Source organism: Pseudomonas sp. 9_2_1, assembly GCF_059295275.1.
Window position 1 is genome coordinate 4,566,018 of the sequence record NZ_CM181239.1, and the last position, 12,209, is coordinate 4,578,226.

The window sequence follows — 12,209 nt, forward strand, 5'->3', positions numbered from 1 at the left end:
TTTTTCGTCTTAACGTCAGGCTCGGAGAAGGCCGATGACTCGTAAAAGAACCACCCAGGAAGCCACAGCCCCGTGCAATACATCGACCGCAGCGCCGTCACCGGCCACGGATACGGCACTGCTCGTTCCGCCAACGGTATTGGACCTGGTGCCTGATGTGGAGGGAGCGCCGACCAATGTCGTGGCGTTTGTCGCCACCTACAAGCCATTGCGCGTCGAGTTCCCGCTGTGGGCACACTCGGCGCCAGAGCTGGGGACCGAGTACCTGACGTTGTACTGGAATGGTAAAGAGGTCGAGAAAAAGGCGTTCGACAAGCCAATTCAGCCTGCAGATCTGTATATCCTCGCACCTGTCCGCTTGATGATCGAAGGCGAGCATGATCTGCATTACGACGTGCTCAACTACGCGGGTGAACTTTCCGAGTCGCGGCCGCTGACTGTTTACATCGACAAGACCCCCCCCTTGCTCCCAGATGAAGACCAGCTGGAGTTTCCCCCGCTAATCATTCGTGATGGGGTGACCGAGGACTACCTGAAGGCCAATGACGACGAGGTCACGGCCGAAGTCCCGCCCTTCCTTGGCGCCGAACCAGGAGACACCGTGAAGTGGTTCTGGAGCGACGACCCGGTCGGGAAACAGATGGTCGGCATGATCACGCTGAGCAAAGAGGACATCGAACTCCTGGGTACGCAAAGTAGCAGCAAAACGCTGAAGCTGGTGTTTACAGGCGACTTTATTCGCCAGGCCGGCAACGGCACTCGCTTTGCCCGTTATGAAGTCCAGGACCGGGCCGGCACGGCAACTCAGCGAGCCTTGGCGCGCTCGGTAAAATCAGACCCGTCCCCCCCACCCCGCGAGCTGCCACCGCCGCGCATCAAAGAGGCGACAGGCAGTGATTTCTTCAGCACGCTGGAGCCAGGCAAGGCCGTCAATGGCGTCACATTCGTCATACCGGACGATGCCGACATCAGGCCCGGTGAAACAGTCACCGCATACTGGGGCGAACCAGGCACACTCGGCGGCTACTCCACCAGCACACCCACTTCGCCAGGTGCACGTGAATACCTGATCCCTCGCGTGCATGTGCCGCCGCACATGAACAGCCGGGTCGAGTTGCATTACCAGATCGACAAACCTGACGTACCGCCATCACCTTTGCACTTTGTCACAGTACGGAAAATCGAAGGCCTGCCAACGGTCCAGTGCACCAAAATCATCAACGGCGCGTTGAACGTGCGCAATCTGGGCAGCGCCACCTTTACGCTGGGCGACTGGGAATTCCGGCATACATCACAGCTCGTCAACGCCTGGATCCTTGGGGTGAGCCGCACCAATACCGAGGTGGAAATCACACTACCCATTGCCAATGCGCTACCCGTTCCTACCGAAGCTGGCGAGATAGTGCTGGGTAACGTGAGCGAAACCGACCTGCGAGAATTGGCCCTCACCTTCCAGTTCCATGTGCTCGTCGAGGTGTCATTCGACGACAAGGTGAGCTGGTTGAAATTCCCGAGTGCCGCTGCCCAGCTGGAAGACAAGGCCTGATCCCAAGCAAAAAAAAACGCCACTCGAAAGAGTGGCGTTTTTGTATTTGGAGCGGGAAACGAGACTCGAACTCGCGACCCCGACCTTGGCAAGGTCGTGCTCTACCAACTGAGCTATTCCCGCAATTTGAAGCTTTACCGCTATTGGCGTGAAGCGCCATGAAGACCTTCACCACCACTGTACCGCATAGACGCCACAGTATTTAAACTGGAGCGGGAAACGAGACTCGAACTCGCGACCCCGACCTTGGCAAGGTCGTGCTCTACCAACTGAGCTATTCCCGCATTTGGCGTCCCCTAGGGGACTCGAACCCCTGTTACCGCCGTGAAAGGGCGGTGTCCTAGGCCACTAGACGAAGGGGACACACAACACTTTTCAGTGCACCAGGACCTGAACCTCACGATTCAGACTGGATTTCTATTTCCTGCCCCGCCGTTAAGCGTTGCCGGATAATTTGGAGCGGGAAACGAGACTCGAACTCGCGACCCCGACCTTGGCAAGGTCGTGCTCTACCAACTGAGCTATTCCCGCAATTTGGCGTCCCCTAGGGGACTCGAACCCCTGTTACCGCCGTGAAAGGGCGGTGTCCTAGGCCACTAGACGAAGGGGACACGCTGCTGGCATTGCTGCCTGCTTTCACTTCCTGCCGCGTTTCGCTGTGTGCTTTACGCTGCAAGTGGCGCGCATTCTATGGATGGTTGGAACATGCGTCAACCCCTTTGTAGAAATTTATTTAAATCAATGACTTCCGGGTCGGTAGGGGTGCAGCTGCGCGTCAGGTGGTCGATATAGAGAGAGGGCCAGCACAGACATACGGCGCCTGTTCGCTCACGCGCAAACTCACTACACTCAAAGCTGCAATTCTTCTTCAATGAGGCATTAACGGTGACACCACTTCTGATCACCCTGCTCATCGTGGCGGGTATCGCGTTGCTGATCGTGATCGGCTACCTCAACAATGTGGTCGAGAACGGCAAGCTCGAGCGCGCCCGGATGAAGATCGAGCTGGCCGACCGCCTGCGCCGCTGCGGTGAAATCACCGAGACCTTCCCCGGCCAGTTCATGACCCCGGCGCTGAAGCTGCTGCTGACCCGTCTGGAGCTCAACCTGAACCAGCGCCAGTTGGCGGTGGACAAGCACAATGCCGAGCTCAAGGCGCGCATTGCCGAGCTTGAAGGTTTGATAGCCCAGGGCGAACAGATCCCGGTCAACAACCCGCCCAACCCGATCCAGACCGAGGTCAAGGCCAAGGACGTGCGTTTCTTGCTGGAAGCCTTGCACAACCAGGTCACCCGTGCCGCCCAGGAAGGCTTCCTGCCTGCCGCCGAGGCCAAGCACTGGGTCAAGGAAATCCGCCATATCCTGGTGCTGCTGCACATCGAGTTCTTCAACAGCCTCGGCCAGATGGCCCTGCAGAAGAACCAGCCGGGCCAGGCCCGCCTGGCGTTCGAGCGCGGCGTGCAATACCTGCGCAAGCAGCCGGAGCCAAAGGTGTATGAAGAGCAGCTGACCTATCTGGAGAAGCTGCTGGCCCGCGCCAACGCCCAGGTGCTGGACAAGATGGAACCGGCGCAGGACGAGCAGAACGAACTGACTGAAGGGCTCAAGACCGATGAGGAAGAGACCTGGAAGAAGAAGGTGATGTACGACTGATGCATTAACCTGTACTGGCCTCTTCGCGGCTAAAGCCGCTCCCACAGGGACCGCAAGGCCGTCAAGCCTGATGCAGTCCCTGTGGGAGCGGCTTTAGCCGCGAAGAGGCCAGTACAGGCGACACACCAATCAGCAGTCAGTCAACGCCAGAAAAACCGCCGCCAACCGCTCCAGCCCAATTTGGTCCGCTTCGCTGAACCGACCGAGCTTCGGACTATCCAGGTCCAGCACACCAATCAACCTGCCCTCCTTCACCAGCGGAATCACCAGTTCGCTGTTCGACGCACTGTCACACGCGATATGCCCCGGGAATGCGTGCACGTCTTCCACGCGCTGGGTTTGCCGGGTAGCCGCCGCCGCCCCGCAGACACCTTTGCCGAATGGAATGCGCACACAGGCTACCTGGCCCTGGAACGGCCCCAGCACCAGCTGTTCGTTGCGGTTGAGGTAGAACCCCGCCCAGTTCAGGTCGTCCACCTGGTTGTACAGAAACGCCGAAAACTGCGCGGCGTTGGCGATGAAGTCACGCTCGTCGGCAAACAGTGCCTGCACTTGCGCCGCCAGCAGGTTGTAGCCGTCGAGGCCGGCGCCACTGGCATTGAGGTCGATCATTTACTTTTGCTCCAGCAATTGCAGCCCGACCCAGTAGCGGGCGAACTGATAGGCACAACGGCCATTACGGTTACCGCGGCCGGTAGCCCAGCGCACGGCGAGGATGTCCAGGGCTTCGTCACGCTGCCAACGCAGGCCGGCCGGGCTTGCCAGCTGGCCGATCCAGTGCTCGACCACATTGAGGAAGTGGTCCTGGGTGAAGGGGTAGAACGACAGCCACAAGCCAAAGCGGTCCGACAAGGCAATCTTGTCTTCCACCGCTTCGCTGGGGTGCAGCTCACCGTCAACCCGCTTCCAGTTCTCGTTGTCGCTTTCTTTCTCCGGCACCAGGTGCCGGCGGTTGGAGGTGGCGTACAGCAGCACGTTGTCCGGGGCCTGCTCCAGCGAGCCGTCGAGCACGCTCTTGAGCACCCGGTAATCGCCCTCCCCGGCTTCGAACGACAGGTCGTCGCAGAACAGGATGAAACGCTGCGGCAGCTTCTGCAGCTGCTCGACCACCCGTGGCAGATCGGCCAGGTGGTCGCGTTCGATTTCGATCAGGCGCAGCCCGGCGCCGGCATGTTCGGCCAGCAAGGCGCGCACCAGCGACGACTTGCCGGTGCCGCGTGAACCCCACAGCAGCGCGTGGTTGGCGGGCAGGCCATTGATGAACTGGTGCGTGTTGCGGCCCAGCTGGTCACGCTGCTGGTCGACGCCGATCAGGTCGCTCAGGCGGATATCCAGGCTGACTTCCAGCGGCAGCAGGTAGCCGCTACGGCCATCGCGCTGCCAGCGCGCGGCCAGGGTGGTGCCCCAGTCGATGTCCGGGCGTACTGCCGGCAACAAGGGTTCGAGGCGCGCCAGTACCGATTCGGCGCGGTCCAGAAATGCAATCAAGCGAGCGTCCATCAGGGCTCCTGAAAATTCGGATTTGGGGCCTGCTGTGCCGGCCTCTTCGCGACTGAAGCCGCTCCCACAGGTTTTGTGGTATCCCTGTGGGAGCGGCTTCAGCCGCGAAGAGGCCGGTACAGGCCGGTGAGCTATCAAGGCTGAATGTGTGACAGGCCCGCCAGCAGCCGGGGCTATTCGGCTATGCTTGCGCAGCGCAAGGGACGTGAAACCGGCTCGGGACTCATGGATATCAAGTTCACCAATCGCCTGTCATACAAGCAAGCCCGGTTGACAGTCCTGGTCGGCTTCATCCTGGGAACATTGCTCAGTCTCATCCAGATCGGCATCGATTATGCCAGCGAAGACGCGTCCATCAACCGCGAAGTGCGTGCCTTGCTGCAAATCAGCCACAACCCGGCCTCGCGCATCGCCTACAACATCGACTCGGAGCTGGCGCTGGAGCTCACCCGCGGCCTGCTGCAGTCGCCGGCAATCATCCGCGCACGGCTGATCGACAACAACGACACGGTGCTGGCCGATGTCGAGCGCCCCCGCCTGGAGGATCGCTACCGGCCACTGAGCGACTTCCTGTTCGGCGAGAAGCGCCAGCTCGACGAGCGCCTGTACCTCACCCACATGCCCGAGGAGTACCTCGGCACCCTCTACCTGGACGTCGACACCTATGCCTTCGGCAGCCGCTTCCTGGAGCGTGCCGGCATTACCCTGCTCAACGGCTTTGCCCGCAGCCTGGTGCTCACCGGCATCCTGCTGGGGCTGTTCTACATGATGCTGACCAAGCCGCTGGTAACCGTGATCGGCGCGCTCAGCGGCAGCGACCCGCGCAAGCCGCGGCAAACCCGCCTGGCATGCCCACACGGCCACGAGCACGACGAAATCGGCGTGCTGGTGAAGGTCGCCAACCAGCAGTTCGTCAGCATGGCCACCGAGATCGAACAGCGGCGCACGGCGGAAAACCGCCTCACCCAGTACCTCAACGAGCTGGAAGACATCGTCTCGGCGCGCACCAATGAGCTGAAAGCCAGCAACAGCAGCCTGAGCCTGTCCAACCAGGAGCTGGAGATCGCTCGCTGCCGTGCCCTGGACATGGCCCAGGCGCGCGCCGCCTTCCTGGCCAACATGAGCCACGAAATCCGCACCCCGTTAAACGGCATGCTCGGCATGATCGCCCTGGCGCTGGACAGCCCGCTGCCCAGCGAGCAGCGCCAGCAACTGGCAATCGCCCACGACTCGGGCAAGGTGCTGGTGGAGTTGCTGAACGATATCCTCGACCTGTCCAAGTTCGACGCCGGCCAGCTGGAGCTGGAGCGCATCGCCTTCGACATGGGCTCGATGGTCGAAGACACCGCCAACCTGCTGTCGCAAAACACCGCACAAAGCGTCGAGCTGACCTGCCTGATCGCCCGCGACTTCCCCAGCAGCGTGCTCGGCGACCCCACACGGGTGCGGCAGATCGTCAGCAACCTGTTGTCCAACGCGCTCAAGTTCACCCGCTTCGGCCGCGTGGACGTGCGCCTGGTGGCCATCGTCGGCGGTGTGCGCCTGGAAGTGCGCGACACCGGCATCGGCATCCCCGAAGACGCCCAGGCGCGCATCTTCCAGCCGTTCACCCAGGCCGGCGCCGGCATTACCCGCCAGTACGGCGGCACCGGCCTGGGCCTGGCACTGACCCGCAACCTGTGCAAGGCAATGCACGGCCACCTGCACATTCGCTCCGAAGCGGGCTTTGGCAGCTGGTTTACCGCCGAGCTGCCGCTGGCCGTGCACACCGAAGCAATCCCGCCGGCGCCGCTGCATGGCCGTGTGGCAGCGCTGAGCGCCGCCGGCAGCGGTCTCAATGAACTGCTGCAGGACTTGCTGCCCGGCTGGGGCCTGAGCTATCAGCGCCATGACAGCGTCACTGCGCTGGACGCCGCCACCATCGACCTGTTGATCACTGACGATGTGGACCACCTGTTCGAGCTGCGCCCGGCGCTGAAAATACCGATTCTGCTGGTAACCGCCTATGGCAATTTCCTGTCCAGTGAGCAGTCGCTGGCCCTCGCCCCCTTGCACCAACTGGCCCGGCCCCTGGCCCGCAACGCCCTGTACCAGACCCTGCGCCGCACCCTGCAAGGCCAGGAGCCCGAGCACCCGCTGGCCAGCCCCGCCATCAGCCGCGAGCAAGGCCGCGCGCGGATTCTGCTGGTGGAAGACAACCCGGTGAACCAGCTGGTGGCCAAGGGCATGCTGGCCAAGCTCGGCTGCCAGGTGCAACTGGCCACCCAGGGCGCCGAGGCCCTGGAGCTGCTGGAGCAAGACGCGTTCGACCTGGTACTGATGGACTGCAACATGCCGGTGATGGATGGCTACGAGGCCAGCCGGCGCATCCGCCACAGCGGGCGCTGGCCAGATCTGCCAATCGTCGCCCTCACCGCCAACGCCATGCCCGAAGAGCGCGAACGCTGCCGGGCGGCGGGCATGAACGACTACCTGGCCAAGCCGTTTCGCCGCGAAGAGCTACTGGCGCTGGTCGACCACTGGGTGCCGCTTAACGGCTGAGCAGGCGCTCGATGTCCGCTTCCAGGGCCTGCGGCTTGGTAGTGGGGGCATAGCGCGTGACCTGGCCGCTGGCCGGATCGACGAGGAACTTGGTGAAGTTCCACTTGATCTTCTGGCTACCCAGAATGCCCGGCGCACGCTGCTTGAGCTCGACAAACAGCGGGTGCGCCCCCGCGCCGTTGACCTCGACCTTGCGAAACAGCGGGAAGCTCACGCCGAAATTGCGCTCGCAGAACTGCGCAATCTCCCGCGCTTCGCCCGGCTCCTGCTTGCCGAACTGGTTGCACGGAAAGCCCAGCACCACCAGGCCGCGCTCGCGGTAGTGCTGCCACAGCTGCTCCAGGCCTTTGTACTGCGGGGTAAAACCGCACTGGCTGGCGGTGTTCACCACCAGCAGCAGCTTGCCCGGGAAGTCGCCGAGCTTCTTGTGCTCGCCGCCCAGGGTCACGCAGGGGATGTCCAGCATCGATGCCGCCATGGTCGGGCTCCTGTCAGTCGCGCGGGCGCAGGTCGATGCACACCGAGTTGATGCAGTAACGCAGGCCGGTCGGTGGCGGGCCATCGGGGAACACGTGGCCCAGGTGCGCATCACATTTGGCACAGGTGACTTCGGTGCGGATCATGCCATGGGTAGTGTCACGGATCTCGATCATTGCGCTGTCTTCGATCGGTGCGTAGAAGCTCGGCCAGCCGCAGCCGGAGTCGAATTTGGTCTGCGCATCGAACAGCGCCAGGCCGCAGCAGATGCAATGGTAGATGCCGTCGCGGCGCTCGCTGTTGTACTTGCCGCTGAACGGTCGCTCGGTGCCCTTCAGGCGGCAGACCTGGTACTGCTCGGGGTCGAGCATCGACCGCCATTCATCCAGGGTTTTTTCGATCTTTTTCATGTAGGGACCTCGGCAGGCTGAATTTCACCCCGCGCCGTCTTTTCCGGGGCGCGGGTGGCACGTATATTAGTTGGCTTCGTGTGCCAGGCGTTCAGTCTGGCACCCGCGCCCTGCCCTTTCAAACCTTTCGGCGGGGCATTGTGCGTATTCTCAACCGGGATCCCATCATGCAGTTCAGCAAATCGAACAAGCTCGCCAATGTCTGCTACGACATTCGCGGCCCAGTGCTCAAGCACGCCAAGCGCCTGGAAGAGGAAGGCCACCGCATCCTCAAGCTGAACATCGGCAACCCGGCGCCGTTTGGCTTCGAGGCGCCCGATGAAATCCTTCAGGATGTGATCCGCAACCTGCCCACCGCACAAGGCTACAGCGACTCCAAGGGCCTGTTCAGCGCGCGCAAGGCGGTGATGCAGTACTGCCAGCAGAAGGACATCGAAGGCGTCACCATCGAGGACATCTACCTCGGCAACGGTGTGTCCGAGCTGATCGTGATGTCGATGCAGGCGCTGCTGAACAATAACGACGAGGTGCTGATCCCGGCGCCGGACTACCCGCTGTGGACCGCCGCCGTGAGCCTGGCCGGTGGCAAGCCGGTGCATTACCTGTGCGACGAGCAGGCCGACTGGTTCCCCGACCTTGAAGACATCAAGGCCAAGATCACCCCCAATACCAAGGCGCTGGTGATCATCAACCCGAACAACCCGACCGGCGCGGTGTATTCCAAAGAGCTGCTGCTGGGCATGCTGGAGCTGGCCCGCCAGCACAACCTGGTGGTGTTCTCCGACGAGATCTACGACAAGATCCTGTACGACGAAGCCGTGCACATCAGCACCGCCTCGCTGGCCCCCGACCTGCTGTGCCTGACTTTCAACGGCCTGTCCAAGTCGTACCGGGTGGCAGGCTTCCGTTCCGGCTGGCTGATCATCTCCGGGCCCAAGCACCACGCGCAAAGCTACATCGAAGGCATCGACATGCTGGCCAACATGCGCCTGTGCGCCAACGTGCCGGCGCAGCATGCCATCCAGACCGCGCTGGGCGGCTACCAGAGCATCAACGACCTGGTGCTGCCGCCGGGCCGCCTGCTGGAGCAGCGCAACCGCACCTATGAGCTGCTGAACGACATCCCCGGGGTAAGCTGCGTGAAGCCGATGGGCGCGCTTTATGCGTTCCCGCGGATCGACCCGAAGGTTTGCCCGATTCTCAACGACGAGAAGTTCGCGCTGGACTTGCTGCTGTCAGAGAAACTGCTGATCGTTCAGGGTACCGCGTTCAACTGGCCGTGGCCGGATCACTTCCGCGTGGTGACCTTGCCGCGGGTGGATGACCTGGAAGCGGCGATTGGGCGGATTGGCAATTTCCTGCGGACTTATTCGCAGTAAGGTTCGGCGTTTTTTTGTGGTGGCGCCTGCATCGAGCGCCGCCCGCGCGGCGCATCACAGGGCATGCGCCGCTTCTTACATCCTGCAACGCTCTACCCCAAAGCCCCCACGCCATCCTCTGCCATACTCCGCCGTACACAGTTTGAAATAGTCGCCCGATTGAATCAGCGCCGCAGGGCCCTTATATACCCCGCAGTAAGCGACAACTTATCCGTCAGGAGAACGTAACAACCATGATGCGCATTCTGTTGTTTGTAGCCACCAACCTTGCGGTGGTGCTGGTTGCAAGCATTACCCTGAGCCTGTTCGGTTTCAACGGGTTCATGGCGGCCAACGGCGTCGATCTCAACCTCAGCAGCCTGCTGGTGTTCTGCGCCGTGTTCGGCTTTGCCGGCTCCCTCGTCTCGCTGTTCATCTCCAAGTGGATGGCGAAGATGACCACGGGCACCCAGATCATCAGCCAGCCGCGTACCCGCCATGAGCAATGGCTGCTGCAAACGGTCGAGGAGCTGTCCCGCGAGGCGGGCATCAAAATGCCCGAGGTGGGTATCTTCCCCGCCTACGAGGCCAACGCCTTCGCCACCGGCTGGAACCGCAACGACGCCCTGGTAGCGGTTTCCCAGGGCCTGCTGGAGCGATTCTCGCCCGATGAAGTGCGCGCGGTGCTGGCCCACGAAATCGGCCACGTGGCCAACGGCGACATGGTCACCCTGGCGCTGGTGCAGGGCGTGGTGAACACCTTCGTGATGTTCTTCGCCCGCATCATCGGCAACTTCGTCGACAAGGTCATTTTCAAGAACGAAGAAGGCCAGGGCATCGCCTACTACGTGGCGACCATCGTTGCCGAGCTGATCCTGGGCATCCTGGCCAGCATGATCGTGATGTGGTTCTCGCGCCGCCGCGAGTACCGCGCCGACGAAGCCGGTGCACAACTGGCCGGCACCGCCGCCATGATCGGCGCCCTGCAGCGCCTGCGCGTGGAGCAAGGCCTGCCGGTGCACATGCCCGACACCATGAAGGCGTTCGGCATCAACGGCGGCCTGAAGCACGGTCTGGCCGGGCTGCTGATGAGCCACCCGCCACTGGAAGACCGTATCGAAGCCCTGCGCCGTCGCGGTTGATTCATCAAGTAAACGAAAAGGGCGACTTCGGTCGCCCTTTTTTGTACGCCTGTCAGCGGCTGACCCGGTAAACCCGCTCCAGCAAACTGGATACCCCGGCCTGCACAAACTTCGGGCTGCTCCCGATCACCTGCACCCCCTCCAGCTCAACCACCTGCCAGCCGGCAAACCCGCGCCGCAACTCTCCATCCCCCACCGAAAACGGCGGCCCGGCCAGCAGCGACTGGTCATATTCCAGCGTCACCACCAACCCTCGGCAACCCTCCGGCAACAAAGCCGATAGTGCCTGCATGTACCTCGCACGCATTTCTACCGGCAACGCAATCAGCGCCGCCCGGTCATAAAGCCCCACGCAGTCGCCAATGTCCTCACTGCGTAGCGCAAAGAAATCGCCACACCACAGCTCCAGGTCACCACTGCGCCACACCTCAAAGACCCCGCACTGCCGCACCTCGGCTTCAAGACCATGCTCGCGAAAGAAATCCTCCACCGCCCGCCGCGACAGCTCCACGCCCGATACCCGATACCCCTGCCCCGCCAACCAGACCAGATCCAGGCTCTTGCCACACAGCGGCACCAGCACGCGGCTGCCCGGCGCCAGCTGCAGCTGTGGCCAGTACTGCTGCAGGTAGGGGTTCACCTGCGCCTGGTGAAAGCCGATCTGATTGTCTGCCCATCGCTGCTGCCAGAACGCTGGCTCCATGATCACTCCCGATTTTTAGATGGTTTGTTGGTAAAACTTGGTTTGGATTTCGATCTGTACATGCTCGAAGATGAGTGCATCTTAACCCTCAGGACCCCGCCATGCTGCCCAGCCTGTTCATCTCCCATGGTTCCCCCATGCTCGCCCTGCACCCCGGTGCCAGTGGCCCAGCCCTGGCCGGGCTCGCCAACGCTCTGCCACGGCCGAAAGCGATCGTGGTGGTGTCGGCGCACTGGGAGAGCCGCGAACTGCTGGTAACCGGTAGCGCACAGCCGCAAACCTGGCACGACTTCCACGGCTTCCCGCCGGCCTTGTATGCGGTGCAATACCCCGCGCCCGGCGAGCCCGGCCTGGCCGGCCAGGTCAGTGACTTGTTGCAGGCTGCGGGGTTGCCAGCGCGGCTGGACGCGCAGCGGCCATTCGACCATGGCGCCTGGGTGCCGCTGTCACTGATGTACCCGGAGGCCAGTATTCCGGTGGTGCAGGTTTCGCTGCCCAGCCACAGGGGGCCGCTGCTGCAGGTAAAGGTCGGCCAGGCGCTAGCGCAGTTGCGCAACGAAGGTGTGCTGCTGATTGGCTCGGGCAGCATTACCCATAACCTGGGCGAGCTGGACTGGCACGCCGGGCCCGAGGTGATCGAGCCTTGGGCGCTGGCGTTCAGGGATTGGGTGGTGGAGAAGCTCCGGACGGATGATCAGGAGGCATTGCTGGGCTATCGGCAGCAGGCGCCGTTTGCCGTGCGTAACCATCCGAGTGACGAACATTTGCTGCCGTTGTTCTTTGCCCTGGGGGCTGGGGGCAGGTTTGGGGTGGTGCACCAGGGGTTCACCCTGGGAGCGCTGGGCATGGACATTTATCGGTTCGACTGAAGATCGCCGG

11 protein-coding genes and 5 tRNA genes are annotated in these 12,209 nt (G+C 62.4%); 6 read left to right on the top strand and 10 right to left on the bottom strand.

Annotation, left to right across the window (positions count from 1 at the left end; translation table 11 throughout):
* Positions 1 to 34 precede the first annotated feature (34 nt).
* Positions 35 to 1,546, top strand: a complete 1,512-nt coding sequence (locus tag AC5O5I_RS20750) for a hypothetical protein (protein WP_256678546.1) — start codon at positions 35 to 37, stop codon at positions 1,544 to 1,546.
* Positions 1,547 to 1,593: 47 nt separating this feature from the next.
* On the opposite strand, the gene AC5O5I_RS20755 is transcribed toward AC5O5I_RS20750, so the two are convergent.
* The 5 genes from AC5O5I_RS20755 to AC5O5I_RS20775 all read right to left on the bottom strand — a co-directional run bounded on the left by AC5O5I_RS20755 (position 1,594) and on the right by AC5O5I_RS20775 (position 2,157).
* A tRNA-Gly gene (locus AC5O5I_RS20755) sits at positions 1,594 to 1,669 on the bottom strand.
* An 85-nt stretch (positions 1,670 to 1,754) separates the two neighbouring features.
* Positions 1,755 to 1,830 (bottom strand) — tRNA-Gly (locus AC5O5I_RS20760).
* Between the two features lie 3 nt (positions 1,831 to 1,833).
* Positions 1,834 to 1,909: transfer RNA gene (locus AC5O5I_RS20765), tRNA-Glu, on the bottom strand.
* A 92-nt stretch (positions 1,910 to 2,001) separates the two neighbouring features.
* Positions 2,002 to 2,077 (bottom strand) — tRNA-Gly (locus AC5O5I_RS20770).
* Between the two features lie 4 nt (positions 2,078 to 2,081).
* A tRNA-Glu gene (locus AC5O5I_RS20775) sits at positions 2,082 to 2,157 on the bottom strand.
* Positions 2,158 to 2,431: 274 nt separating this feature from the next.
* Between AC5O5I_RS20775 and AC5O5I_RS20780 the strand changes: the two genes are divergently transcribed.
* Complete coding sequence (locus tag AC5O5I_RS20780) at positions 2,432 to 3,199, top strand: hypothetical protein (RefSeq protein WP_172231799.1); 768 nt, start codon at positions 2,432 to 2,434, stop codon at positions 3,197 to 3,199.
* Positions 3,200 to 3,328: 129 nt separating this feature from the next.
* Here the strand turns inward: AC5O5I_RS20780 and AC5O5I_RS20785 are convergent, their stop codons facing one another.
* Positions 3,329 to 3,811: a GAF domain-containing protein gene (locus tag AC5O5I_RS20785; RefSeq protein WP_172222961.1), complete on the bottom strand. Its 483-nt coding sequence runs from the start codon at positions 3,809 to 3,811 to the stop codon at positions 3,329 to 3,331.
* Positions 3,812 to 4,699, bottom strand: coding sequence for an ATP-binding protein (locus AC5O5I_RS20790; RefSeq protein WP_172222957.1), 888 nt, complete (start codon positions 4,697 to 4,699; stop codon positions 3,812 to 3,814). It abuts the gene before it with no gap.
* A gap of 183 nt (positions 4,700 to 4,882) precedes the next feature.
* Here AC5O5I_RS20790 and AC5O5I_RS20795 point away from each other — a divergent pair, with 183 nt between their 5' ends.
* Positions 4,883 to 7,240, top strand: coding sequence for a hybrid sensor histidine kinase/response regulator (locus AC5O5I_RS20795; RefSeq protein ID WP_494511480.1), 2,358 nt, complete (start codon positions 4,883 to 4,885; stop codon positions 7,238 to 7,240).
* Here AC5O5I_RS20795 and AC5O5I_RS20800 read toward each other — a convergent pair.
* Together AC5O5I_RS20800 and msrB are read right to left on the bottom strand one after the other, a co-directional pair.
* A complete protein-coding gene (locus tag AC5O5I_RS20800; protein WP_172222950.1) occupies positions 7,230 to 7,718 on the bottom strand; it encodes a glutathione peroxidase in 489 nt (162 codons plus the stop codon). The two genes, AC5O5I_RS20795 and AC5O5I_RS20800, sit on opposite strands and share 11 nt — an antisense overlap.
* Before the next feature lie 13 nt (positions 7,719 to 7,731).
* The gene (gene msrB / locus AC5O5I_RS20805; protein ID WP_172222947.1) at positions 7,732 to 8,127 is read right to left on the bottom strand and encodes a peptide-methionine (R)-S-oxide reductase MsrB; all 396 of its coding nucleotides are present in this window, start codon (positions 8,125 to 8,127) and stop codon (positions 7,732 to 7,734) included.
* 167 nt (positions 8,128 to 8,294) lie between these two features.
* Between msrB and AC5O5I_RS20810 the strand changes: the two genes are divergently transcribed.
* Entirely contained in the window at positions 8,295 to 9,506 is a 1,212-nt protein-coding gene (locus AC5O5I_RS20810; RefSeq protein ID WP_172222943.1) for a pyridoxal phosphate-dependent aminotransferase, read from the top strand.
* A gap of 233 nt (positions 9,507 to 9,739) precedes the next feature.
* Entirely contained in the window at positions 9,740 to 10,627 is an 888-nt protein-coding gene (htpX, locus tag AC5O5I_RS20815; RefSeq protein WP_003259721.1) for a protease HtpX, read from the top strand.
* A 52-nt stretch (positions 10,628 to 10,679) separates the two neighbouring features.
* Here htpX and AC5O5I_RS20820 read toward each other — a convergent pair whose 3' ends face one another.
* Positions 10,680 to 11,330 carry a thiopurine S-methyltransferase gene (locus AC5O5I_RS20820; RefSeq protein ID WP_172222939.1) on the bottom strand — a complete coding sequence of 217 codons (651 nt, stop codon included), beginning with the start codon at positions 11,328 to 11,330 and terminating at the stop codon, positions 10,680 to 10,682.
* 101 nt (positions 11,331 to 11,431) lie between these two features.
* On the opposite strand from AC5O5I_RS20820, the gene AC5O5I_RS20825 reads away from it, so the two are divergent.
* Positions 11,432 to 12,199, top strand: coding sequence for a DODA-type extradiol aromatic ring-opening family dioxygenase (locus AC5O5I_RS20825; protein ID WP_172222936.1), 768 nt, complete (start codon positions 11,432 to 11,434; stop codon positions 12,197 to 12,199).
* Positions 12,200 to 12,209 lie beyond the last annotated feature (10 nt).